This is a genomic window from Pseudomonas sp. nanlin1, from assembly GCF_045571515.1.
Taxonomy (GTDB): domain Bacteria; phylum Pseudomonadota; class Gammaproteobacteria; order Pseudomonadales; family Pseudomonadaceae; genus Aquipseudomonas.
The window spans coordinates 2,917,260-2,941,255 of record NZ_CP124218.1 but is presented as its reverse complement, the minus strand read 5'-3'; the positions used below and the strand labels follow the sequence as shown (position 1 = coordinate 2,941,255).

The 23,996-nt window shown below is 55.0% G+C and carries 17 protein-coding genes and 3 pseudogenes; 11 read left to right on the top strand and 9 right to left on the bottom strand.

The features are described 5' to 3' along the window. Positions 1 to 19 precede the first annotated feature (19 nt). A complete protein-coding gene (locus tag QCL65_RS13660; protein WP_407309442.1) occupies positions 20 to 931 on the bottom strand; it encodes a LysR family transcriptional regulator in 912 nt (303 codons plus the stop codon). A gap of 145 nt (positions 932 to 1,076) precedes the next feature. On the opposite strand from QCL65_RS13660, the gene QCL65_RS13655 reads away from it, so the two are divergent. Further along, complete coding sequence (locus QCL65_RS13655) at positions 1,077 to 2,294, top strand: MFS transporter (RefSeq protein ID WP_407309440.1); 1,218 nt, start codon at positions 1,077 to 1,079, stop codon at positions 2,292 to 2,294. Between the two features lie 45 nt (positions 2,295 to 2,339). Here QCL65_RS13655 and QCL65_RS13650 read toward each other — a convergent pair whose 3' ends face one another. Next, the gene (locus tag QCL65_RS13650) at positions 2,340 to 2,633 is read right to left on the bottom strand and encodes a DUF1330 domain-containing protein (RefSeq protein WP_407309438.1); all 294 of its coding nucleotides are present in this window, start codon (positions 2,631 to 2,633) and stop codon (positions 2,340 to 2,342) included. 220 nt (positions 2,634 to 2,853) lie between these two features. On the opposite strand from QCL65_RS13650, the gene QCL65_RS13645 reads away from it, so the two are divergent. Beyond that, on the top strand, positions 2,854 to 3,759 hold the full coding sequence (locus QCL65_RS13645; protein ID WP_407309436.1) for a tetratricopeptide repeat protein: 906 nt from the start codon (positions 2,854 to 2,856) through the stop codon (positions 3,757 to 3,759). A gap of 66 nt (positions 3,760 to 3,825) precedes the next feature. On the opposite strand, the gene QCL65_RS13640 is transcribed toward QCL65_RS13645, so the two are convergent. The 3 genes and pseudogenes from QCL65_RS13640 to QCL65_RS13630 form a co-directional block, all read right to left on the bottom strand. Continuing rightward, entirely contained in the window at positions 3,826 to 4,929 is a 1,104-nt protein-coding gene (locus QCL65_RS13640; RefSeq protein WP_407309434.1) for a hypothetical protein, read from the bottom strand. Positions 4,930 to 4,977: 48 nt separating this feature from the next. Further along, positions 4,978 to 5,766 (bottom strand): NYN domain-containing protein, encoded by a 789-nt coding sequence (locus tag QCL65_RS13635; RefSeq protein WP_407309432.1) that lies wholly within the window; start codon positions 5,764 to 5,766, stop codon positions 4,978 to 4,980. A 106-nt stretch (positions 5,767 to 5,872) separates the two neighbouring features. After that, positions 5,873 to 7,023 (bottom strand): annotated as a pseudogene (locus tag QCL65_RS13630) (IS3 family transposase). 238 nt (positions 7,024 to 7,261) lie between these two features. Between QCL65_RS13630 and QCL65_RS13625 the strand changes: the two are divergent. Then, a pseudogene (locus QCL65_RS13625) lies at positions 7,262 to 7,411 on the top strand (IS3 family transposase); the annotation flags it as partial. A gap of 112 nt (positions 7,412 to 7,523) precedes the next feature. On the opposite strand, the gene QCL65_RS13620 reads toward QCL65_RS13625, so the two are convergent. The 3 genes from QCL65_RS13620 to QCL65_RS13610 form a co-directional block, all read right to left on the bottom strand. Next, positions 7,524 to 9,236, bottom strand: a complete 1,713-nt coding sequence (locus QCL65_RS13620) for an ATP-binding protein (protein ID WP_407309430.1) — start codon at positions 9,234 to 9,236, stop codon at positions 7,524 to 7,526. Beyond that, the gene (locus QCL65_RS13615) at positions 9,233 to 10,531 is read right to left on the bottom strand and encodes an SIR2 family protein (protein WP_407309428.1); all 1,299 of its coding nucleotides are present in this window, start codon (positions 10,529 to 10,531) and stop codon (positions 9,233 to 9,235) included. The genes QCL65_RS13620 and QCL65_RS13615 overlap by 4 nt, the downstream gene beginning before the upstream one ends. Positions 10,532 to 10,785: 254 nt before the next feature. After that, on the bottom strand, positions 10,786 to 11,073 hold the full coding sequence (locus QCL65_RS13610) for a hypothetical protein (RefSeq protein WP_407309426.1): 288 nt from the start codon (positions 11,071 to 11,073) through the stop codon (positions 10,786 to 10,788). Positions 11,074 to 11,276: 203 nt separating this feature from the next. On the opposite strand from QCL65_RS13610, the pseudogene QCL65_RS13605 reads away from it, so the two are divergent. The 8 genes and pseudogenes from QCL65_RS13605 to QCL65_RS13570 form a co-directional block, all read left to right on the top strand. Continuing rightward, positions 11,277 to 12,116 (top strand): annotated as a pseudogene (locus tag QCL65_RS13605) (transposase); the annotation flags it as partial. Between the two features lie 166 nt (positions 12,117 to 12,282). Beyond that, complete coding sequence (locus QCL65_RS13600; RefSeq protein ID WP_407309424.1) at positions 12,283 to 12,540, top strand: hypothetical protein; 258 nt, start codon at positions 12,283 to 12,285, stop codon at positions 12,538 to 12,540. 530 nt (positions 12,541 to 13,070) lie between these two features. Then, on the top strand, positions 13,071 to 14,246 hold the full coding sequence (locus QCL65_RS13595) for a hypothetical protein (RefSeq protein ID WP_407309422.1): 1,176 nt from the start codon (positions 13,071 to 13,073) through the stop codon (positions 14,244 to 14,246). 353 nt (positions 14,247 to 14,599) lie between these two features. Then, positions 14,600 to 15,067 (top strand): hypothetical protein, encoded by a 468-nt coding sequence (locus QCL65_RS13590; protein WP_407309420.1) that lies wholly within the window; start codon positions 14,600 to 14,602, stop codon positions 15,065 to 15,067. An 11-nt stretch (positions 15,068 to 15,078) separates the two neighbouring features. Then, the gene (locus tag QCL65_RS13585) at positions 15,079 to 16,038 is read left to right on the top strand and encodes a hypothetical protein (RefSeq protein ID WP_407309418.1); all 960 of its coding nucleotides are present in this window, start codon (positions 15,079 to 15,081) and stop codon (positions 16,036 to 16,038) included. Then, a complete protein-coding gene (locus QCL65_RS13580; RefSeq protein ID WP_407309416.1) occupies positions 16,025 to 16,699 on the top strand; it encodes a hypothetical protein in 675 nt (224 codons plus the stop codon). The genes QCL65_RS13585 and QCL65_RS13580 overlap by 14 nt, the downstream gene beginning before the upstream one ends. 3,030 nt (positions 16,700 to 19,729) lie before the next feature. Then, positions 19,730 to 20,173 (top strand): bleomycin resistance protein, encoded by a 444-nt coding sequence (locus QCL65_RS13575; RefSeq protein ID WP_407309414.1) that lies wholly within the window; start codon positions 19,730 to 19,732, stop codon positions 20,171 to 20,173. 264 nt (positions 20,174 to 20,437) lie between these two features. Then, positions 20,438 to 20,653, top strand: coding sequence for a hypothetical protein (locus QCL65_RS13570; RefSeq protein ID WP_407309412.1), 216 nt, complete (start codon positions 20,438 to 20,440; stop codon positions 20,651 to 20,653). A 192-nt stretch (positions 20,654 to 20,845) separates the two neighbouring features. Here QCL65_RS13570 and QCL65_RS13565 read toward each other — a convergent pair whose 3' ends face one another. Continuing rightward, complete coding sequence (locus QCL65_RS13565) at positions 20,846 to 23,986, bottom strand: CusA/CzcA family heavy metal efflux RND transporter (RefSeq protein ID WP_407309410.1); 3,141 nt, start codon at positions 23,984 to 23,986, stop codon at positions 20,846 to 20,848. Between the last annotated feature and the right edge of the window lie 10 nt (positions 23,987 to 23,996).

The window sequence follows — 23,996 nt, the reverse complement described above, 5'->3', positions numbered from 1 at the left end:
TGGGCGAGTGAGGCGCCGGTCAATGTGCCTTCTCAGTGACCAGGCCCGCTGCAAAATGCTCGACCATGAAGTCGACGAACACTCTCACCTTGGGTGCCATTTGCCGACTACTTGGCCATACGATATGAAAGGTGTTTCCTCCGGTGAGATGAGAATCGAGCAGCGGCATCAGACGCCCATGGGCTATGGCGTCCTTCACTGCGAAGTCAGGTAGACAAGCTACCCCGCGCCCGGCTTTTGCCAGGTACAGCAAAGCCTCGATGTCACTGCAAACCATCGCGATGGGGAGCGTGCCTGCGGCGTCCTTAAGTGACTTCTTTTTGAAAGGCCACTGATAGAGCTTGCCTGAATTACGCCACCGATAGTGCAGGCATGCGTGGTTCACAAGATCTGCAGGCTTGCCGGGAGTACCCTTTTTCTCCAGATAACTGGGCGCCGCCACTATGCAAGGACGATAGGGCCTCAACGGCCGAGACATTAGCCGTGAATCGCTCAGATCACTCCCCCTGATGACCACGTCAAAACCCTCATCGATGACATCGACCAGGCGATCGGTGAAATCAAGATCCAGCTCAATCTCCGGAAAGCTCTCCATGAATGCAGAAATGGCAGGCAAGGGAAGTCCTGCGGCGAGAGCCAAGCCAACTTTGAGTCGACCGCGCGGAAACTGAGTCATGGCTGACAAGTCATCCTCGGCTGCCTGTATCTCGTCGAGGATTCGCTTACATCGCTCAAGGAATACTTCGCCTTCGGAGGTAAGCCGAACAGTTCGCGTGCTGCGCTGGAAGAGCCTGACCCCGACTCGCTCCTCCAACCTGGAGATACTTTTGCTTACGGCAGAAGCGGAAATCCCCATTTGCCTGCCCGTGGCGATAAAGCTCTGCGTCTGAGCCGTTTCCACAAAGATGCCGAGGCCGCTCAAGGTCTCCAATGCTATCCCATCCTATTGCTGACTTAATTGTCACTACTGTTATTCACCCTAGCCCCCTTAATCCACCAGAGTCAACTGGCTAGTATGAATCCATGGATATCTTCGTCACACCCACTGTTGAAGCGTTAGCGGTAGAGAGTTCATCATGAGCAATACATCCTCAGACATTTCGTCATCCCATAGCCACAGTCAGGATACGGGTGACAAGTTACCCATGGCAGGCCTCGCGGCGCTCGCTATGGCAGGCTTTATCATCATCCTTACGGAAGTGCTTCCAGCGGGGCTGCTGCCCCAAATTGCCTTGAGTCTCAACGGAACAGTGCCGGCAATGGGCCAATTGATCACGGTGTACGCGCTAGGATCGTTATTGGCGGCAATCCCGCTCATGACAGCCACGCAGACCATTCGACGTCGCCCCCTGTTTCTTTCGGCCATTATCGGATTTGGCATCGTCAACACTGTTACTGCGCTTTCAGACAATTTTGTTCTCACACTCATCGCACGATTCTTCGCGGGTGTGTCGGCGGGCTTGGTATGGGCCATGCTGGCGGGGTATGCAGTACGGATGGTGCGTTCTGAGCAGGCGGGGAGGGCCATTGCCATAGCAATGGCAGGTACTCCCATTGCGCTTTCAATCGGTATTCCCGCAGCAACCTTTATGGGCAATGAATTTGGGTGGCGGGCCGCCTTTGGTGCATTGAGTGGGCTAACGTTAGTGCTGATAGCCTGGGTACTGGTATCGGTGCCGGACTTTGCTGGCACCCGCGCTGAGAAACGCCGAAGCCTTGCGCAAGTGTGGGTCTTGCCGGGGATCCGCCCCATACTTTTCATCACACTGCTGTACGTGCTCTCCCAAAATATTCTCTACACGTACATTTCGCCTCAGTTGGCCCTCGCCGGATTGTCGGAAGAAACGGACAGGGTATTGCTCGTGTTCGGCGTCGCGGCTCTGATCGGCCTTTGGGCAGTTGGGACTATGATTACCCAATGGCTATGGCAGCTTACGTTGCTGAGCATTCTCCTGTTTGCGATCACGAGCCTGGTTTTGATTTTGCTCCCGACATCTCAGTTCGCAGTTTATGTGGCGGTCGCAGTGTGGGGACTTGCATTTGGCGGGGCGGCGACGATGTTTCTGACCGGCATTTCAAATGCCGCCGGCCCATCGCAGGATGTTGCCCAGTCAATGATGGTCACCTTCTGGAACTTCGCTATTGCTGGAGGAGGGCTGGTCGGCGGCCTTCTCCTGGGTTCGTTCGGCGCACCCTCGTTCTCTGTCGTTACATTGGTGCTCTTGGCTATTGCCGCATGGATCCTATGGCACAGCCGCGGCCAATCCTACTGGAGAGGAGCAAGGGACAACTAATGGCGCTGCAGGCATACCTTGGTGCCTGCAGCTGCAACGCATAGATCAGGCGCTTATGCCTTCAACGATAAAAACACGGTACTCCGCGCCCTTGAGGCGATGCTCAAGAGCCTTCTGATACAAGGGGCTTTCATAGGCAGCTCTGGCCTCGGCCATCGTAGGAAACTCAACGATAACCGCACCGTCAACAGTTAGGCCCTCCAACGTTTCAACTTCTCCGTAAAAAGCGAGAGGTTTAACGGGATGGCCAACCGATGCTGCCGGCGCTAGTTCCTGATACTTCGCGAACTCTTGCGGGTCAGTGATTCGGTCCCTGATGTAAATCATGTAGGCGCTCATATCTCATCTCTCCGTAGAAGCCCGCCATCTGCGGGCGTGAGTGGGGGGAATAAAAAGTGATTCAGGCAGGTGGAAGGTCGCTCAAGCGACCGGCAAAGTTAAGCTCGAAATCGCTCACTTTACCCAGACCAGCAGCTCGCCCATGCAACTGGGACTCGGCCCACCCTTACGAATAGTGGCGTAATCCCGTCCTTCCCTCTGCAACGGATGCAAGGACGCCATGTTCAAACCCCTGACCCTTCTAATGCTTTTTGCTGCAATCAGCGGCTGTCAAAGCCTGACCCGGCCCGTCGATTACGATTCCTTGCTGGTTAGGATGCGCTGTATGGCGATCGCTGGTAAAAAACCGCTCGAACGCGACAACCTCCGCTACATCGAGCGCTTTGCCGACTACGAAAACGCCATGTGCAAGTCCTCGTTGGGCAAGATGTATAAAGAGGGCAGATACGGCGTCGATCAGGACTTCACCAAGGCCCGTGCGCTGTTTGTCGAGTCTGCCAAGCTCAATCCCGCCGCCAACATTCTGCTGGGGCAAATGGCCGAACGCGGTGAAGGCGAGCCGGTGGATTACGCCAAGGCGCGGGCGTTCTATCGCCTCTCGGGCAAGAATGCCACGGTGGCACTAGGGCGCTTGATGGAAGAGGGCAAAGGGGGACCGCAGGATTTGCCCGGTGCCTTGGCGCTCTACCTGGATTCGACCGAGCGCTTTGATGATAGCGCCTGGGAGGCAATGAACCGTTTGCGCAAGCAGGGCCAGCCACTGAGTGAGGCGCAGAAGGTGCGGTATCAGCAACTCTGGATGTCGGGGTTTCTCCAAGAGCAAAAACGCCGCATGGGCGTGCGAGAGATTTTCGATGCGGTCAATGCCACGGGCGCAGCTAAGATCGTAAAGTTGTCCTTTCGCTTCAAGTCCGACAGTGCTACGCCGCAGGTGACGATGCTCAGCGGCTCGGGGAATTCGGATGTGGACAGTTGGGTTATGGAGGCCGCGTCATATATTTCGATGGCGGACTCTGCGCCGCTGACCGACAGCTCCGGTGAGCTGGAGATCGTGGCGCCGCTGGTATTCTCGCCGCGGGACACTAGACGCATGTTATTTCTGTGCGGGGGAAAACGTTGCTCTTGATTAATCTGGGGTTGAGGCTGGTGGGGGCTAATTGGGCGGTTGGGCCGGTGTGTGAGCATGTGGCACTCACTCTTCAGGAGTGACTAGTAACTCAGGCATGAGCTCCAATGATCTCGCGGGCTTGGCTGAACTCCTCATCTGATGATCGATTGTCCTCTCTACGTCAGCGGCAATAGTGACGTCGATCATTGGGCTGTCGGAAGTGCAATACGAACAGAAGCGTGACTTCGGCGGACTTAGCAAAAAGCAGGCAGAACACTCCGCACCGCGATGCTCCCATTCACGCGCTGCCTTGAGACGAGTCGCGACAATCAGGTACTGACGCTGTAGCAATGGAACGCTGGCTCCGCCGTAATTCGAGGGCCTTCCTGCCTGAAGTCCCGCTCGCCGGGCTTGGCATTTGCGGTGTTCACCAAGTTCCTGCGCCCGCTGGTTCGCGAGAGCTCGCTCTGCGGCTTCTCGCGCCATCTCCAGAGCTGCCTGCGCCGCTTTCTCGGCAGCCCATTGGGCATCAAGCTCTAACACCCGCGCCTGCAGATTTGCTTCCAGGCGAGCTTGCAGCTGCTCAGCCCGCAATGACCTGATCCAGGATCGGTTACCAGGTTGGCGGAGCACAAAGGTTTCGAAGGCCTGGCGATCGAATACCTGCTCTAACGTGAGCTTGTGGAGGTCGATCTCAATACAGGATTTGTGGAGGCTATGAAGATAACGATGTCGCTCGAACTCGTTTCGGGCCGACATCTTGATTCGAATCAGAAGCTCGTGGCCGCGTACTCTAAAGACCGCATGAGCCCGTGCTTCACCCAAGTCGACGAAACGACTGACGTGGTCTGCAGTGACAAGCTGCGGGCCGAACTCAATGGATTCCGTCAGCAGTAGACCACTTGAACAGGATACTCTGGCTTTACCCTGATAAGCGGGAAGGGTGAGGTTCATCTGTTCTGCGATCAACGCGACGGCGGCCCTGCGAACACCTTCGCGAAACCCTGTTTCGCATGCTGAAGATTGAGCGTGCCGAAAATACGGAGCGATTTTCTCTCCTTGGTTAGCCGCATTGAGCGGATGCTTACAACCTGGGCAGATACACTTGCATCGCAGGCCATTCTCGACCTCGTCGGCCCGAAGTAGTAGACCCTCTCGTTCTCCAAACGGTATGCGGTTGCTGCTCACAACGTCGCTCCCCATTCGGCTTGAAGACACCGGATCCTGCCCATTTGCTTACTTACCTGAATGCTTATGACGAGCGTACATCACAGCACTGCCTCCTGACGCACCTCGTGCTTGAAGCTCGAATGCGTGGTGATGTCCTCTGATCAGATCACTCAGTTTTTTGTAGCCATGCGTCCGAGGGTCAAACTCTGGCCGCAGCTTTGAGATATTGGCGCCTAGCGCGCCTAAATGTGCCCAGCCATCCTCGTCAGCGATGTCGTCCAGAATTTTTGCGATAAAGCCTACAGGAGCTTTGGGCTTCTTGGGGGCATCCATCTGGGCGGCGGGTGCCGAGGAGTCAGGTTTGGTCGGTGGCGTATTGGGCATTTCTTCAACGGGTACCGCCAGCGCATCCTCTCGTAGCAACTCGATGTACACGAATTTATCGCATGCCGCTACGAACGGCTTCGGTGTTTTTTCCTCTCCGAAGCCATACACCGTCAATCCTTCCTCGCGAAGGCGAGAGGCCAAGCGCGTGAAATCACTGTCACTGGACACCAGACAAAACCCATCAAAGCGGCGGGTATACAGCAAGTCCATTGCATCGATGATCAGCGAGCTGTCAGTGGCGTTCTTGCCTTTGGTATAGGCGAACTGCTGAATAGGCTGAATCGAGTGATCAAGGAGTACCTTCTTCCAGCTGCCAAGCTGCGGGCCTGTCCAGTCTCCATAGATACGTTTAACGCTCGCGACGCCGTACTTTGCGATTTCCTCAAAGAGGCCTTCCACGGTGGCCGCGGGGGCGTTATCGGCGTCGATCAACACAGCGAGGTGTTTCTGAGAGTTGTGATTTGCCATAAACCATCCTTGAGTTAAGGCAATACGATACTCCGAAACTACTCAAAAGCGCTCGACTTGGTCTGGGGGATATTTGACCCGCGTCAGTTGAATCGCCCCTGGTTTCCTAAACACTCTTCAAGCTCAGGAAATAACGTTTCTCATACTCTACTGGAGACAGCTGCATAGCACTGCTGTGCCGGCGTTTAGGGTTATAGAACATTTCGATGTAATCGAAAATATCACTTCGGGCGTCTTCACGCGTTGTGTAGATCTTTCGTCGGATTCGCTCCCGCTTCAAAAGGCGGAAAAAGCTCTCGGCTACGGCCTTGTCGTGGCAGTTTCCTCGCTGACTCATGCTGCTGATTACAATGTTGGCCTTCAAGAAGCTTTGCCAGTCTAAACTACTGAACTGACTGCCTTGGTCTGAGTGGATCAGTACTTGCTGCTGTGGTTTGCGTTGCCACACAGCCATCAACATCGCATCGATAGCCAGGTCGCTGCACATCCTTGGCTTCATTGACCAACCAATTACTTGGCGTGAGAACAGATCCAGCACTACTGCCAGGTAGAGCCATCCTTCATAGGTGCGGATGTAAGTGATATCTGTCACCCAGACCTTGTTCGGCTCACTGACCTTGAACTGCCGCGCGAGGTGGTTGGGCGAGGCCACTGTTGGTTTTCCACCGTAAAACCCTGAACGCCGCCGATAGCTCGTTTGCGAACGCAGCCCCTCCGCCTGCATCAAGCGCCCGACTCGATTTCGCCCGCATGCCTCTCCCAGCTCACGTAGGTCATCGTGAATTTTGCGATAGCCGTATACACCTCCGCTCTCCAGCCAAGCATGTTTAATCAAGCCAAGCAGGTGTTGATCTTCTTTTGCTCGGGCAGATTGAGGCTCGCCCAGCCAAGCCTAGTAGCCGCTGGGATGTACCTTGAGAGTTTGGCAAAGGCGCCATACCGGGTAATCAGTTGAGTGTTTCTTGATGAAGGCGTACTTCAGCCGCACTCTTTGGCAAAGTACGCGGCGGCCTTTTTTAAGATGTCTCGTTCTTCAGTCACACGCTTGAGTTCGGCGCGAAGCTGACGCAGCTCGGCTTGCTGGTCATCGTCTTGCTCACGCTGCTCTTGTGGTTTGCTGTAGAGCTTGATCCAGGCGTAGAGGCTGTGAACGGACATGCGCAGGCGCTGGGCAACATCGGCGACAGGTTTGCCTTTCTCGGTCACTTGCTTGACCGCTTCGATCTTGAATTCTTCGGGGTAACCCTGACGACTCAGGGCACCTCCTATTCGGGCCTCATTATGAGGCTTGGAGGTTTCTCGGAAACCAGGGGCGATTCATTTGTAGGGGTCTAATAAAGCCGGACACCCATTTAGGCGAGAATGCTCGCCAGCTCGAGGTGTCAGATATCCAAGCAACGGCGCTCCTTTACTCTTGAATTCAAGCGCGATGCAGCCGACCTCGTGCTCAAACTAAATTACAGCTACATCGAAGCCAGCCGTTCACTCGGCATTGGTGGGCCATCGAACTGCGCAGGAAGCGCAGCGCTATATCAGCTATTTTTTGATGCATCGCTACAACTGGATTCGGCCTCACCAATTCAACGAGGGGTTGGCATCAGCACGCGCCGAGGAAAAACTTAACGTCGTGTCCGGGATTAATTGACCACTACAATCATCCTTTAGGTGGGCATTCAAGCAAAACCGATTCTAGGTAACAGCAAGAGCCCGCGAGAAGTCTCCGAACGAGCCCCATTTTCGCTATATAGCGCCCGCCCTTACACTGCCCATCTAGCCTGAAAACTGGGCCCATCCGAAATCGGGGGTTGAGTAGGGCGTCCTATCTGAATGGTTACTGGGATTGGGAAGTCAACACCCACCATTGCAACTTCTCCCTGCTTGAGGTTCGGCAAGAAGGCAGCCGCCGAACGATCAATCTCACCACATGCCCGCTCGACTACCTCCCGATCACGGTCGTTGGTAAGACGATGAACCAGCAGTGTCCCCATCTGACTAAGCACTCCTTCGGTGATGTCGCGGGGGCGCTGGGTTGCAAGGCAGATGTTCAAGCCATATTTACGGCCTTCCTTAGCAATTAGCTCGAAGGCGTCCAGATTCTGCATATCGTCTTCGCCGCCTATGACTTTGCCCAAAAAATTATGGGCTTCGTCCAAAATGACGATCAGTGGCCGATCTCTGAACACTTCTGCCCGGGCTCGATTGAGAAGGAGTCTGCCGATGACATTAGCGATTACCTCCCGCGCGTTGAACTCATACCCCACAGCGCTTAAACAGACCCGGAATAAGCGCTGCTCGCCTGCAAGGAACCCGTCCAGTTGTTCAACGAAGTTGCCTGCGTGCTGGGGTGGTTTGAACACACTGTTCAACGAAGGAGAGCCCATTACGCCCAAAATTCGAGTCAAGAGCGAAGAGCAGTAAGAGATCTCATTGCTCGCCGATCCGAACCGTTCTGGATCTTTTTGGGCGGTGGGGTAGCAGCATTCCTGTACTAGCTGACGCACCAGCATTTTGGGGTTAAATGGCTGGCTCGGACTGTCGACGAGATTGGCATGGTTGGGGCGGTTCATCGCCTCTTGGTAGAGTGAGCGGGGTTGATCAACCTTCCAGATAATTCCTTGGGGAAACAGGTCTGGCGCAAGATCTACTAGCCTGAGACTTTTGATCGCATCGCGTAGTTTCGGCCCCTGTGTTTTACCTGAAGGCTGAAAGAGTGCGATGAAATCACTTTCTGTAAAGCTCGTGGGCGGAAGCCCTACCTCGATGGAGTTCTGCGAACGGAACATTGGATTGCCAAGGTGGCAATGAGCAGTGTCAGGCCCTTCTAGCGAACGGTATTCACCGGTGGCATCGATCAGAACGACTTTCGATGCGAATCTGCGGCACTCTTCGATCAATTTCGACGTCGTCCAGCTTTTCCCGCCACCTGTTGAACCTAGGATGGCACAATGCCGCCCAAAGATTTTTTCCGGGGTCACGGAGATCGGAAAACCGCCATCGCCTGCTATATGACCAAGATTTAGTAATACATCTGGAATGGCACCATCAACCCCTGCTGATGTGAGTAGCGGGATTTGAGAAATGAAGGTACTCGGGGCTGAGTAAACGCGATCTCCCAAGCGTGGATATGAGCTGACTCCAGCTGTCACCTTTAACGTGTGCGGGTTTACGGAGCCCAGTAATCGGACGAAGCCAATAGCGTCAACTTGGCGGCTGCCAGAAAAGTCCTGCGAAATCTCGGTGCGATCTCGATCTGGAAGAGAGACTTCGGTAACCCGCCCCAAAAGCACCGCCTGCTGTCCTTCGATGAGAACCAGCTCACCGACCTCACCCCGCCCGTACCTATGTTGTCCAAGATATTGCCCACTGACGTCGCCTGCGTGCGCCAGGTTGGCTTTGATCAGCTGGGCGCTGACGCTCGATACCACGCCAATTTTCATGTTACTCGCGAGAATCCCATCGAGCGATGTCATGAGTGGTTGGCTCCAATGCGCCGGACAGCGTTTGCGAGCTGCTCTGCCGGTGAGGCAGTGCGCAGATGAGGGATGTAGCTGACAAGATCGCTGAACGTACCGCTGACGAAGTGGATGTCTAACCCCTGCCGGGCCAGATCATGGAACCGTCCCCAGTAAGGACTAGAACCATGGAACCCCCGGTTGTGCACGTGAGGGATGCACTGAAAATCGCACAAGATGAGCTTCAGGCTTGGGTTCGACTGGATGGCAGAGTAGATGGGCTCCGAAAGGTGATCATCGTTAAAGCCAAAGCCCGCCACCATCAGGCAGCTGTTGGGTTGACGAAGACATTCCAGATAACGCGAGAGCAATTCCAAGTGAGGTTGCAGAAATGCCTGTTGATATTTGCCTTTCGCTGGGTAAATCAGACAGGCGTTTGCTGGTGTTGGCGCAGCATCCTCAAAAATGTCGAGGCCCTCGCGGCTCCAACTGACTGAGCCATGGAGCTTGAGGAGCTGAAAGACGCCTTCAGTGAATTCATGAGCATCCGCCTCTCTTCGCACGATGTCGTACGTGAAGTGTTTGCCATCAAACCTGCGCCTTCTGGTGTAAGAGAATCCGTCGATCGCTACCATGCCCAAATCTGATGCAGCTGTCTCGAAGCACATATCGTAATTGGTGGTGAAAACCTTCAGCCTTGGATCTCGCACTCGACGCCTGGCAAGTTTTTGTAGAAGGTGGCGGTAGGCAGATATATCAGACTGGGGTGTCTGCAGGAACGTCGAGCAGGCATCAAGAATCAACGCCTTCACATCGCTCACGAAATCCCGAACTTGAAGGTCGTCGTTGAACGATAGATAGGCATCACACTGAGACAAGAAGTGCTCAATGTTTGTCGACCCGTTGGGGTACCTGACTTTGTCCATGACACTGGAAGCAGCTAGGGTCAGGGTGCCTGAGGCTGGCTCGCACATTGCCAAGCTCCAAAGGTAGCCCATGCTGGGCCCTCCCACCGGGCCAAGGGACGTTCCGCTCCCTGCTAGGAAGCAGAGATTGGGAACTTGGAGGGCATTAGAGAACATGTCTGCCAAAGCCGAGCGATACTGCGCTGTCTGATTTGGCTCTGTCGGCGGCTCGCCGTTGAGTACAGCATATGCGTGATCATTGAGCGGCAACCATTCGCCTCCTGGAGGGAGGTAAGCCTGCAGACCAGTGCGATCCTGTGCCAGTGCAATAGGCGGTGGCGGAGGGGGGGCTTGCAGCGGTGCCGGTGGTGGAATAGGGGCAAATGGAGCAGCAGGCTCATTGGGCATCAACGCCTTCCTTGTCTTGTGTCGTGGTCACCGGTCAGGCGCAACTCCAGCCTTCCCTTTGAATGGCAGTTCTTATCTGGTCACTGGGCCATCTTGAACGCATTTATGGTAAAGCAATCAGGTGATCGCTGACGCGTACTATGGACAAGGTGCATTGATAATGCAGCTGTAATTCGGCGAGCGTTCCTATCTTAACGGCGTTCCGGGGCGGCCTCCCTCCTAAAGCCATCCCCGAAATTCAATCATGGTATCTCTCAGGGCTCCAACAGCGCCTGCTGCCCACGAGCCTTGAAATATCTGTTGATGATGCTTGCGAACCGCCCCTTGGGCTCAGCGGCCACGATTTTTTTACAGACGTTGACGAAGCGTTCGCCGATGTCTCCAAAACTGTTCTCATAGCTTTGCCTTTGCACCTTGAACTTAAGGCTTTGCAGGAAGATATTTTCCAAGTCAGCCCCGGTAGCCGAGCGTATTGCCACTTCAATTTCAGCTTCGCTGATAGTTTTCAGCAGGTGCTCTTCTGAGCTGCCCCAGGCACTCACAGAGCGTATTTGCTGGCATGCCTGGGCATAGGTGACTGCAGACGAGTGCCGAGCATAAGCTGCGTCCAGAGCCGCTTCGATCTTAGGATGTATGAGGCGATGTAGCTCCGATCCCGAGTACTCTAGGCCATCTGGATAGGCCGCATCCAGTGCTGCCGTACATGCGTCGATAAACTGCTGACCCAGTGTCTGGTTACCCGTCCTGGCCGGCTCCCAGCACGGCAGGTCAATGGCTTGATCGGCTTGGGTTGGTCAGCAAACGGCGTTTCAAGCGTCGGCACGGAACCTCCCATACAACAATGCGAGAGGCCAACGAGCCAAACAAAACCTGGTGCGTTGACTACAAAGGGCAATTCAAGATGCTCAATGCGCAGTTGTGCTTTCCGCTGACGGTTACAGACCATGCCTCGCGTTTGATTTTGGCTTGCAGAGCCCACGCTAAAATCATGACCCAGCCTGTAAAGCAAACCTTTGAAAGGCTTTTTCAAGAACACGGCATGCCCGAAGTCATCCGCTCTGATAACGGGGGACCTTTCGCTTCTCCAGGCCTGGCAAGGATGTCCACACTGGCCGCCTGTTGGATCCGTTTAGGTATCTATCCCGAGCGGATAATGCTGGGAAGACCTGCTCAAAATGGCCGTCATGAACGAATGCACCGCAGCCTGAAACTTGAGCTGCCGCTAGGGAATAATTTGGTTGAGCAGCAGCTTTTGCTCGAGCATTTCAGGCATGAGTTCAATTACGTTCGCCCTCATGAGGCGCTTGGTATGAAACGTCCAGCGGAGCTCTATGTGCCGTCTAATCGAGCGTACCCAGGATGCCTGCCAGAGGTGGAGTACCCGGCAGAAATGAAGGTTCGAAGTGTCAGACAGGACGGATCAATGAGGTGGAAAGGCAAGTTGGTATTCGTCAGCGAGGCGCTGTGTGGCGAGCGAATAGGGCTTAAAGAGATAGACGATGATGTTTGGGATTTGTACCAGTGTGATTATCAACTGGGGAGGCTTGGACGAGGCATGACCCACGTCCAAGCCTCAAATGTGTAAACGATGTCCCCGGTTTCAGATGTAAACGATGTCTACGGTTCTACAGGTTGATAGCTTTAGCGGGTGGTACTTGGCGCCACTATTCGTTACGGGGACATAGGCGTTCATTGAGAGCCGGTCTCTAGCCAGTGGTTGCCGAGGGAATGTAATAAACGACGATGTCCAGTTGGACGGTGACGAATCGACCTGCCAAGTTCGAGATTCCTATGCAGAGATGGCTCATGGTCTCTATGCACTTGCCACTCTCGGAAAGCATTACTACCGTCCTATCGGTGCGCCGGCGGTGGACAACGGTGACTCAACGACAGCCACGTTTAACGAAACCATCGACGCATCTGTGTTTGATCGCTGGCGCAAGGTGAGTGACTATCGACCTCAAAATCTGGTTGAGTGGGCAAAGCTGGTCGGCGTTGACCCTGCTTAGTTAGGTGGTGCTGTGCTGACAGGCTCTCCGGGCACGATTGTGCAGGCCTGACTACGGATATCTGCGCGGACTGTTTAACCCGCCGGGTTATCTTTGGCCAGGGTGGGGGCGAACAGCTGTGTGGCGCTTCGGATGGTCACGTTTGCAGGCATTGCGGTTATAGGGAGTTTGTCCAGATGGGCTACTTCCCGACGAACCTCTCTTGGAGTCGGCTCGCGCCTAAGTGTAAGCGTCAGCGGGGAGAGGCCATTTTGGTGGGCGTGGGCCACTCTGGGAGTGTGAGCCTTGAATTCGTGATAGAGCTAACGAAGCAGTTAAAAACGCATCTGCCGACGTCCGCCGTGCTGCACCTGGCGCTGGCCTCGTTTCGATTGGCGGCTCGGTCATTCTACCGCCACCTGAGCTTGCGCCGGATGCGGAGACAGAGCAGGGTGCCATAAACATTATTCGCTACTGGCCGCCTTGATTTCCCGTACATTTCGCCTATACCGGTGATGTCATAGTGACAGATCAAGGCTAGAGGGTTGGGTATGCGGGTTAGTTTTCTGATTTACGGCGTGGCGATTACCGTCACTTTGACCGGGTGCAACACCTCAAAGCCTGAGTCAGGTGGCGTACTCAAGGCATGGTCTGAGAGCGTGGCCACACTGGGGATCCGCCCAGTCTACCCCCTGCAGGAAAACGTGTTTCCAGGGAATATTTTCCTAGTGCCAACCTACCCTGGGAAAAAGCAGTCCGATGAAAAGCCCGCCGAGTTTTACACTCACTACAGCGCGCCAGTAGGCTCACTAGATCTCTGCAGCCTATACCTGTCGCTTCAAAACGAGCCTGAGCTTTCCAGCATATCAGGGTATAAAGCTTCATTGGCAGGCTCTTCGGAACCCAAGGTTGTCGAGACCTGGCAGCCCACAGCTATAAAATATTCAAATTTCAAATGCAAAGACTATGAAGGCCCAGACTTCAACCTGAACCGAGCGCTCTCGTTCCCGGCCTTCACATTTGGATCTGTTATGGAGTCCGGACTAAGTGCAAATTTGATGACGGGTTCGGTAGGTGCCAAGGGCGGCGTGGCTAACAGGGGCACCTATGAACTTAAGGTTTCAGTACCCAGCGCGACGATGATTCGAGTTGACCTGCAAAGCGTGATGACCGCGCTCCATAGAAAGTCATACAGCCATGCGGGCACTGATTACAGTGTCGAAAATATGGTCGCAATGATGATGCCTTTCCAAACCCTTCGGGATGGGGATGTGGTTGCCAAGCCCGAAATGCTGGTGGTGACCGAGGTTTACTACGCCAACGCCATTGATGTTTCAGTCACGAGCACTGCCTCTCAAGCAGCCGAGTTATCACTGAGCACCCAAGCGTTAGTCGAGCGCTTTTCAAGACTGACCGAGCTGCGGGACAAGCTCAACCTCCTGGGCTCAGCCAAGGACACCAAGACCAGCACAGGTGACCAAGCCGCAAAAGAAGAACTGAGCAAGCAGCAAGCTGAGGTGGACAGCCTTAAACAGAGAATCAATGCTGAGCAAAGCGCGATCGATGCCCTAACAAAAACACTCGTTCCGGATGCTCCCGGTGTCACTGGGGGAATCAAAAACATCTCGACCTCAGGGGTCACGCTTACCCAGGTGCTACCACGGCCTATGGCGTTTGGGTACCGGGCGCTTGGGCTCAACCCGGAGAAGTTCATCGCGCCGCAGTGAATCGGAAGAATGGCTGGCCAATCGCGAAGCCTCACTATTGGCATAGCGCCTATATGAAAAGGTCTAACTGAACCCGTCGCCCCTTGCTGTAGCTCTCAGCCAACTACAGCGGAAGGATCAGTTGATGAGCATCGTCGGGGCTATGGGGTCGGCGCTTGAGGTCTACAGAATCGACGAACCATTTGCAAGCTAACAGGCATCCTGGTTGACCTCTCGACTTTTGGGCACATAGTAAAGCGCTATACAGCCATGGCTGCTGAAAGCGCATTGCTGTTCAGTTCTAGTGGGCCAGATAGTCTTTTAAATCGTCCCTTATGTTATGTTGGCAAATCGCCATACAGGAGTTCCGCGCAATGCCTACCCCGACCACAGACCAAGCAAAGAGCGCCGTTACTCTGCTCGCAAAAACCGCCGTACCCAGAACAGGCTCAGATAACCTGCCAGGCTATTACTCTCCGCACCATGACATGTGGGTGGTAGAGACTCCTAATGGGATCAAGCCCATCATCGCTCGCGGCGCGCTCGACGAGCTTCTCACCAAGACCAAGGTAAACGCCGAAGAGGATGACGACTCCTTCGTCACCCTTGAGACGCTGACCAAAACGTACGCGACCCCAGAGAGTGATGATGACCTGAGCAACAATGGCTGCGGATCACACCTGCTGCAGCTAGTGACTAAGACCGATACGGTGATAGAAGAGGACGATCCAGGTACCTGCTACGCCATGCTGGAGCTTATGACCAAGACCGAAGCTGAGCTCGAAAACGATGATCCTGGCGATCCGCTGTTTGGCCTAGACCAACGTTTCTACCTGGACTGAGGTTCTTCATCATGTTTTTATTGGTGACAAACCGCCGCGATATCACGATGGATTTTGTGGTCGCGGAGCTTCAGAAACGAAGCTTGCCTTACTTCAGGCTCAATACCGAGCTACTTCCTCAATCCCGAAGCACCATGGGCCACACCGCCATGGATGATTGGGCAATTGAGTTGGAGGGGCGGGAGATCTCCGGAGGTGATATCACCGCCGCATACTTCCGTCGGCCAGGTGCTCCGCAAGCTCCCGCGCTGGTCGATGATAACGGCGAGCGGTCTTACATCGAGGCAGAATGGAGCAGCTTCCTCAAAAGCCTTTATTTCCGTTTGGGGGGTAAATGGTTCAGCGACCCTACCCAGATATTTCTCGCTGAAGACAAACCACGGCAGCTCATCGTTGCCCATCAGATCGGTTTCAACATCCCCAGCACAGCCATCACCAATCGACTGAAGTCGGCCGAATCCTTGACAGCAGGAGGCTGCGCTATTGGAAAGCCTTTGCGCCAAGCGGTCTTACCGGGTGCGCTGGAAAAGGTGATGTTCACATCAAGGTTGCAACCATTGACCGCCGGGGATGAACCGGCTCTTAGCCTTGCGCCCCTGATCATTCAAGCGGAAGTGCTCAAGAAATACGATGTTCGTGTCACGGTGGTGGGCTCCCAGGTTTTTTCAACAGCTATCTGGTCACAGGAAAAAGACGAAACACAGGTCGACTGGCGCCGGGGCAGCAATCCTGACTTGAAGCATGAGGCGATCCGCCTGCCGGATGAGGTAGCCGAACAATGCCGGGAACTGGTGCGCCGGATGAACCTGGGATACGGGGCTATTGATTTGATCTGTGATCGTGATGGAAAGCTTTGGTTTCTAGAGATCAATCCAAACGGCCAGTGGGCCTGGATCGAAAACCAAACGGGATACCCGATCGCCGCTACAATTGTTGATCAGCTGGAGAGCATCCAACATGCCTTGGTTTGATAGGGAAATATTCTGGCCGACTCTGGTGCCTCCTACGGCTGCTCAAATCGCAGCAAACGACCAGATGCGCGACGGGTGGAAGGCATCGGTCAGGAATGGTAACTGGGATGCGCAGAGCGAAGTAGCACTTGAAGAAGCTCGTCGTATGTACGATGCAGAGCAGGAGCGGCGTAAGGGAGCAGATACCAAGGCAGGTGTATACCTGGCAGCAGTGACCGCGCTGATACCCGTACTGGTGTCGTTGCTACCAAGCCTCTGGAGTGAAAAGGCCAGTAAAGTCCTGGGTGCGCTCTCGCTAACCGTATTCGCGATTGCGGTGATCTATGTCCTGCGAGCCGGCTACAGCGCGTTCTGTGTGCTGCGCGTGAGCGCCGCGAATACAGTGGGTGCCACCGATATATCCCAGACCTGGGACACATCGCAGCCAGTAGCCAGCCTTGCCAAGAACATCGCTATCAAAGTCATTGATAACTACCCGGGCAACAACGCGAAGGTGAGCCATATCAAGCTCGCCCACGGCTATCTGTTGAGGTCGTTCTTCGTCTTTGCCTTACTGCTCGCTGTGCAAGCACTCTGGCCTAGCGCTGCGTGGGTGGTCGAAGAGGTCACCAAACTCATGGCCCCCGCGGTTAGGCAGCCGCTGATGATGTGCTACTCCTGATCAACCTAGCTGCGGCAGGGGACAGGATCGAGCTCGGGATAATCGATGAGTCAGCCTTCAACAGCCGAGGTTGCTCTAACGGCGAGGGATGCATCGTGGTCGAGCTACGCGGGTAATGTCTCACTTCAGTTGAGGCGCTGCGCTACCCGCGGTACGCCCAGTACCTGCCGGCTACGAGAGGCCGCTACCGACGTTTCACACTGAGCCCGCTCGTTGCCCGACATTGATTTTGAAAGTCCGGCTCCAAAAAGCCTAGATACCGCGCTAGGCCCGGTGGCTACGAGGCGTTTGATAACGCCAAGTACCGCGCAGGTAAAAACCAATACAAGCTCGTAAACCAATACATTGAGCTGGCTGCGAAAACTGAGGATCGACGCGCTTTCAAAAAGGGGGTCGAATGGGCGCAGTATCTGAACATCAAGGTGCGTTGGTTGCGGGATGATGAGCCCACCGAGGAGAAGCTGAACTTCGTTTACTCCATGCTACAGACGGCTCGATACAACCATCAAATGTAGCACGGCGTCCGTGCGGCACCTCTAGACTCAGGCCTTGATCAGGCAGCGTCAGAGCACTGGTCGTTGTAGCATCGCCGGGGCAGTGTCGGAAACCGCATGCCCGCACTGACGCTATTCGCGTGGAGGTGGACACAAACCGCTGGATGGAGTACCAGTCTTACTTTCAGATTTCATGGCACATTGATATTGTGGTGTAGAGGATCCCATCACTATCTGGAGGGGTGCCTGCTACGATCCACTCCTCAGTAGGTGACCATGGACAAGTCTATTAAATGGCTCAGGTGTTTGAGCGCTACCGCTTTAGTGATATTTGGCCTCGTGGGGTTCGGTTGGATTGAGCATGCACACGCTCGCGGCGGGGCAGTGCACGTCAGTGGCTACACCCGAGCCAACGGAACCTACGTAGCGCCCCATTATCGCTCGGCGCCTGATGGTAATTTTGCAAACAACTGGAGCACCCTGAGCAACATCAATCCATATACCGGAAAACCGGGCACGCTGACTGAGCCACACGGGTCATCTAGTTCAGCATCTGTACCAGCTTCGTCCATACCGGCATACACTCCAACGCCAATCGGCACCCCTAGCTCAGAGTCCGTGAGTTCCCAAGTTAAGCTCCCGGCGCACTCGAAACTGGACTACTCAAAGCGAAACTGGGAGTGCATCAAGGGATATCAACAAAGTGGCGACGCGTGCCTCGAGGTCGTGGTCCCTCAACACGGCAAGCTTGATTACTTTGGTCAAGGCTGGACGTGCCAGCGAGGTTATGTGCGTCAGGGCTATAGTTGTGACGCAGTTGTAGTTCCGTCTCACGCAAGCCTGGACTTCTTGGGCCACGGCTGGGATTGCACGAAGGGCTACAGGAAGTCTGGCAACACCTGCAGCGCCGTCGGTGTTCCAGTCAACGCTAGGCTCGACTATTTGGGCCATGGGTGGGAGTGCGTTGCGGGTTACATGCGATCGGGAGAGGGATGTACAGCGGTGCTGGTGCCGCGAAACGCCAAACTAGATTATCTCGGCCATGGCTGGGAGTGCACACGAGGCTTCAAGCGGGAAGGGGAGAAATGCGTTCCTGTCCAGGTACCTCTTGATGCCAGCCTTGATTACGTTGGTCACGACTGGGCGTGTAATGCGGGGTTTCGCAGAGCTCAGCAAAGCTGCACGTCAGTCGCTAGGCCTTGAATGCTCCAGCTTGGATAATATGTACCCAACAGGTCCTCAGCTCCGACGATGCTCTGAAAGCTTGAGTGCCGTTACAAGCATTCACCGTCTTACTGGCAGGAGAGTCTTGCCGATGTGTCGGCTTTTAGAGATCGTCCAGAAGGCGCTCCGACTGAGCATTCTTCTAGGTACTGAGCAGCTCGATGGGGTCAGTTCCAGAGCGCCGAGACGAGTAGAATTGATACACCCAGCCTTCGGGGGCTATAGCAGGTATGACAGTAATCGAGGGTATTGCAATGATTGCAAGGCGTGATAATCCAGCCATCCGTCTCTGCCGTCAGCATACCGCAGTAGGTCTCAGCCCAATTTTTTGTAACTAGCCGGCGCATGACTCGCACCCATAGGGCAATCTCGCGCAGTACCTGACAGGCCTCCCAGGCACTCAAGACTTTTGCGTTCATAGGGGCGCAGACACCCGCGGGGAAGGCCGACCAGAGTACTTGGTAACTGGTGAATCGCCGAGGTGAATAAGATAATCCTCAAAGCGATGAACGAACTTTTGGCTGAGCATCTTACCCGAGGGCATAAACGACGAACGAGGGCGGTGCCACTCCCAGCGACCATGCTCATTTTTAAAGAAAAATGCCAACGCGCCAGAGGCTTGTGGAGTCTCGATTACCTCATCTATTGAAATGTTTGTATACCTCGCGAAGGCCATGTACAGGATGACCTAGCGTGGGTTAAGGCCCTTGCGCTCAGCCTCAGAGACACGGTGGAAAATCCACTGCATTTCATGGTCACTCAGGGCGTCAGTAGTCATGGCCGCAGTCAGTGTCACAGCGAACTCTTGGGGAGTGAAAGTTTGACCGTTCGGATGACGCACCCAGGAATTAAGGTGGCAGTATGGAAAGAAGCAGGCTGCCCAACTGTAATTCCGGCGGATAATGCGCAGGACGCTAGCTAAGGCAATTCCTTGCTGATTCGGCTGCCGTCCTTTGAAGGGCGTTGACGTACCGTGGACATGCCTTTGCACCAGTCCAACTGGTCGGAGGGTACAGGGCTAGCAGGTCGTAAACATACATGACAGCATCTTCAATTTAACATAATATACATTATGCGTACCCATAGATCCTTACCAATGCATCCTCACCCTCAACCGTTCAACCTCTGAAAGCCACCACCTCACTCACCAGTCGTGCTCATAGCCTCCGATGATCTACAAACCACCCCACAAAAAATCCACCCGCCAAGCTTCCCAAACCAACACACCGCCAACCACAAACCCACCACAACGCTCAATCATGTTAGCGTACGGCCGCCCATGACAACTTGAACGCTCATCAGAAGCCGCCTCATGCTAACCAGAAATAAATTAGTCCCCGAGTTGCTAGTGACGGATCTCACTAGAAGTCTGAATTTTTGGGTCGGTAGCTTAGGGTTTGACGTCGCCTATGAACGTCTCGAAGACGGATTCGCTTACCTCGATCTAAACGGTGCTCAAGTGATGCTTGAGCAATTCGACCCTCGGTCTAATCAATGGCTAACCGGCTCGTTAAGTCCGCCCTTTGGCCGAGGCATCAATCTGCAAATCGACGTTGGGGCTGTTTCTCCTATCATTAAAAGGCTCGAGGCGGCGTCCTATCCTCTTTTTCAGGCCAGTAAGGACACCTGGTACAGGGCTGATAGGCTTGAAATTGGGCAGCGTGAGTTGCTTGTGCAAGACCCTGACGGTTACCTGGTCAGGCTGATAGAACCCCTAGGCGAAAGGATATACAGCCCTTCTAACCAGGTTATTTAGTTATAACTCTACTAAATAACCATTTAGTAGAGTTAAGTAAGTCATAACATTACCGACCCTACCCCCAGCACCTAAACTTTCGATAAACCAAATCACTATTTCTTAATCTACCCCCCCCCAAAATCCCCAAACCGCCACCTTACAAGATTGTCATCTCCCGCTCACGCCCCTGTTAAGTTGCCTGGCCTATCATCACCATCAATTCCTGAAAAGCAGTTCGAATGCTGGACAGGTTTCTGCCATTTAACCTAAACGGTACTTACCATGAATTTTATCAAGTCAATGATGTTCACTGTCGCCGCCCTTTCCTCCACTGCGGTGCTGGCCGAAGACGGCAGCGAGCGCGCAGGCCAGGCCGCTCAAGAAGTACGCTTCGCCCAAGAAGGGCGTGTCAATGATCAAAACGGCACAGGAACTTCCCGGTTTGTCAGCTCTGACGAAAAACCTCGCGTTGAGCAACCGGAGAAGTCAGAAGGCTAACTCTTACTCCCTAGCATTCACCTTTAGCAGCTTCACAGCTCCTTTGGTCAAGGTGAATTTTCAAGCGTCCTTCGGGGCGCTTTTTTTTGCGCTGCTATTAGAGATGGCATGGCAAACGTCTAGGAAATATCACATATAAAAACGCCCGCGGCTGTTTCCAGGCGCGGGCGTTGGGTCAAGCAGCGGACCTATTTACACCTCTTCCTCGCGACGATGCGCCCACTGATACAGCGCAGGCAGCACCAGCAGTGTCAGTGCCGTGGAAGAAAGAATGCCGCCAATCACCACGGTCGCCAGGGGCCGTTGCACTTCAGCCCCCGTGCCTGTGGCCAGTGCCATTGGGATAAAGCCCAGTGAGGCCACCAGTGCCGTCATCAACACCGGGCGCAGGCGCGTCAATGCCCCTTCGTTGATCGCATCGCCCAACGAGCGGCCCTCCTCTCGCAGGCTGCGGATAAACGAGATCATCACCAGACCGTTCAGCACGGCGACCCCGGACAACGCGATAAAGCCTACCCCGGCTGAAATTGAGAGGGGAATGTCGCGCAACCACAGGGCCATGACGCCACCGGTCAGCGCGAATGGAATGCCGGTAAACACCAACAGCCCGTCCTTCATGTTGTTGAACATCATGAACAACAACGCCAGAACCATCAGCAAGGCAACGGGAACGACTATCTGCAAGCGCTTGGCGGCAGACTGCAGTTGCTCGAACTGCCCTCCCCAGCTGGTCCAGTACCCTGCCGGAATTTGCACACTGTTGTTGATGGTCTCCCCGGCGTCTTGCACGAACGAGCCGAGGTCACGGCCGCGCACGTTAGCGCTGACGATGACCAGACGTTTGCCGTTCTCCCGACTGATCTGGTTGGGCCCCAACACCAGGTCCAGGCTTGCCACCTGGGAAAGGGAGATAAAGCTGATTTGTTGATTAGCGCTGTTTGCAGTGGCGGGCACGGGGATCAGCAGGCTGGAGAGCCCAGCGACGTCCGTTCTGAGTGTCTCGGACAAACGCACCACCATGTCGAAACGACGATCCCCCTCGTACAAGGTGCCGGCCTGACGGCCACCGACAGCGATCGCGATGGCGTCTTGTACATCCCCCACGTTCAGGCCGTAACGGGCGGCCTTGTCGCGATCGATGTTGATTGTAAGCACGGGCAGGCCGGTGGTTTGCTCGACCTTGACCTCAGAGGAGCCCGGGACCTTTTGCAGGGTGGCGGCGATCTTCGCTGCCGTCTGGTTCAGTACGTTCATGTCGTCGCCGAACACCTTGACCGCGACGTCGCTGCGCACCCCTGAGACCAGCTCGTTGAAGCGTAACTGGATGGGCTGGGACAGCTCGTAGTTGCTACCGGGCACGGTCGCGGCGGCCTGCTGCAATTCGGCGATTAGGGTTTCGCGAGATTTGCCGGGGTCAGGCCATTCACTTTGCGGCTTGAGCATCACGTAGCTGTCAGAGATATTCGGTGGCATCGGGTCGGCAGCGATTTCGGCGGTGCCGGTGCGGGCGAACATACGCTCTACTTCAGGCATTTTTTCCATGACGGCTTGTTCCAGACGCTTCTGCATGTCCACCGACTGGCTCAGGCTGGAACCCGGGACCCGCAGCGCCTGCAGGGCAAAATCACCTTCACTCAAGCTGGGGATGAACTCGCTGCCCATCCGGCTCGCCGTGAAGCCTGAGAGTACGATCAAGCCAAAGGCCATAGAGAAGGCGATCAAACGGTGGCTCAGCACCCACTTCAGGACCGGCGCGTAACGCAAGCGGGCGGTGCGCATCAGCACGCCCTCCTCTTCCTTCACCTTACCGGTGACGAACATGGCGATGGCGGCCGGCACGAAAGTGACCGAGAGGATCATGGCGCCCAACAGCGCAATTACTACGGTAAAGGCCATGGGGTGGAACATTTTGCCCTCGACGCCGGTCAAGGCGAAGATCGGCAGGTACACCACCATGATAATCAGTTGACCGAAAATCAGCGGCCGGCGGGCCTCCTTGGCGGCGGCAAATACCTCGTGGAAGCGCTCGGAACGGGTCAGCATCCGGCCGTGTTTGTGCTGCGCGTGGGCCAGCCTGCGGATGGCGTTCTCAACGATCACCACGGCACCGTCGACGATGATGCCGAAATCGAGTGCGCCAAGGCTCATCAGGTTGGCGCTGACTTTGTTGGTGAACATACCGGTGAAGGTGAACAACATGGCCAACGGAATCACCATGGCGGTAATCAGCGCGGCACGGATGTTGCCGAGAAAAAGAAACAGAATCGCGATAACCAGAATGGCCCCTTCGATCAGGTTCTTCTTCACCGTAGCGATGGCTTTTTCCACCAGGTTGGTCCGGTCGTATACCGTGACCGCTTCTACTCCCTTGGGCAGTGAACGATTGATATCGGCCAGTTTGGCGGCCACGGCCTGGGAGACCGTGCGGCTGTTTTCGCCGATCAGCATAAACACCGTGCCTAGCACCACCTCACGGCCGTTTTCCGTTGCCGCGCCGGAACGCAATTCCTGGCCGAGGCCCACATCCGCCACGCTGCTGACCCGGATGGGTGTGCCCTGTACGTTGGCAATCACGATATTGGCGATGTCTTGGACAGTACCGAGCTGGCCGGGGGCCCGAATCAATAACTGCTCACCGCCGCGCTCGATGTAGCCTGCGCCAATGTTCGCGTTATTGCGCTCAAGTGCCGCCACCAGATCGTTCAAGGTCAGCTTGTAGGCCGCGAGTTTCTTTGGGTCTGGGGCGATCTGATATTGCTTGGCGAAACCGCCAATGGTGTTGATCTCGGCTACACCCGGCACGTTGCGCAGTTGCGGCTTGATGATCCAGTCCTGGATGACCCGAAGGTCGGTCGGCGTGTAAGGCGTCCCGTCCTCTTTCAGCGCCCCCTCTTTTGCCTCGACGGTCCACAGGAAAATCTCGCCAAGCCCGGTGGAGATCGGCCCCATGACCGCGTCGACGCCCTCGGGTAATTGATCCTTGGCAATTTGCAGGCGCTCACCTACTAACTGGCGGGCGAAGAACAAGTCGGTGCCGTCTTCAAAAATCACGGTGACTTGGGACAGGCCCGAGCGCGACAGCGAACGCGTCTGCTGCAGACCCGGCAGGCCGGCCATGCTTGTTTCAATCGAGAAGGTTACCCGCTGTTCAGTTTCCAGGGGTGAAAAACCTGGCGCTGAGGTATTGATCTGGACCTGTACGTTGGTGATGTCCGGCACTGCGTCGATGGGCAGTTTCTGGTAACTGGCGATGCCCAGCCCAGCCATGAGCAGAACAGCGAGCATCACGACGATGCGCTGTTCTATCGCGAATTGAATCAACCGTTCAAACATGGAGTTGTAC

Coding starts and splice junctions, on each gene's coding strand:
- QCL65_RS13655 (WP_407309440.1), top strand. CDS start 1,077: ATGAGCAATACATCCTCAGACATTTCGTCATCCCATAGCCACAGTCAG.
- QCL65_RS13650 (WP_407309438.1), bottom strand. CDS start 2,633: ATGAGCGCCTACATGATTTACATCAGGGACCGAATCACTGACCCGCAA.
- QCL65_RS13645 (WP_407309436.1), top strand. CDS start 2,854: ATGTTCAAACCCCTGACCCTTCTAATGCTTTTTGCTGCAATCAGCGGC.
- QCL65_RS13635 (WP_407309432.1), bottom strand. CDS start 5,766: ATGGCAAATCACAACTCTCAGAAACACCTCGCTGTGTTGATCGACGCC.
- QCL65_RS13620 (WP_407309430.1), bottom strand. CDS start 9,236: ATGACATCGCTCGATGGGATTCTCGCGAGTAACATGAAAATTGGCGTG.
- QCL65_RS13615 (WP_407309428.1), bottom strand. CDS start 10,531: ATGCCCAATGAGCCTGCTGCTCCATTTGCCCCTATTCCACCACCGGCA.
- QCL65_RS13595 (WP_407309422.1), top strand. CDS start 13,071: ATGCGGGTTAGTTTTCTGATTTACGGCGTGGCGATTACCGTCACTTTG.
- QCL65_RS13590 (WP_407309420.1), top strand. CDS start 14,600: ATGCCTACCCCGACCACAGACCAAGCAAAGAGCGCCGTTACTCTGCTC.
- QCL65_RS13585 (WP_407309418.1), top strand. CDS start 15,079: ATGTTTTTATTGGTGACAAACCGCCGCGATATCACGATGGATTTTGTG.
- QCL65_RS13580 (WP_407309416.1), top strand. CDS start 16,025: ATGCCTTGGTTTGATAGGGAAATATTCTGGCCGACTCTGGTGCCTCCT.
- QCL65_RS13575 (WP_407309414.1), top strand. CDS start 19,730: ATGCTAACCAGAAATAAATTAGTCCCCGAGTTGCTAGTGACGGATCTC.
- QCL65_RS13570 (WP_407309412.1), top strand. CDS start 20,438: ATGAATTTTATCAAGTCAATGATGTTCACTGTCGCCGCCCTTTCCTCC.
- QCL65_RS13565 (WP_407309410.1), bottom strand. CDS start 23,986: ATGTTTGAACGGTTGATTCAATTCGCGATAGAACAGCGCATCGTCGTG.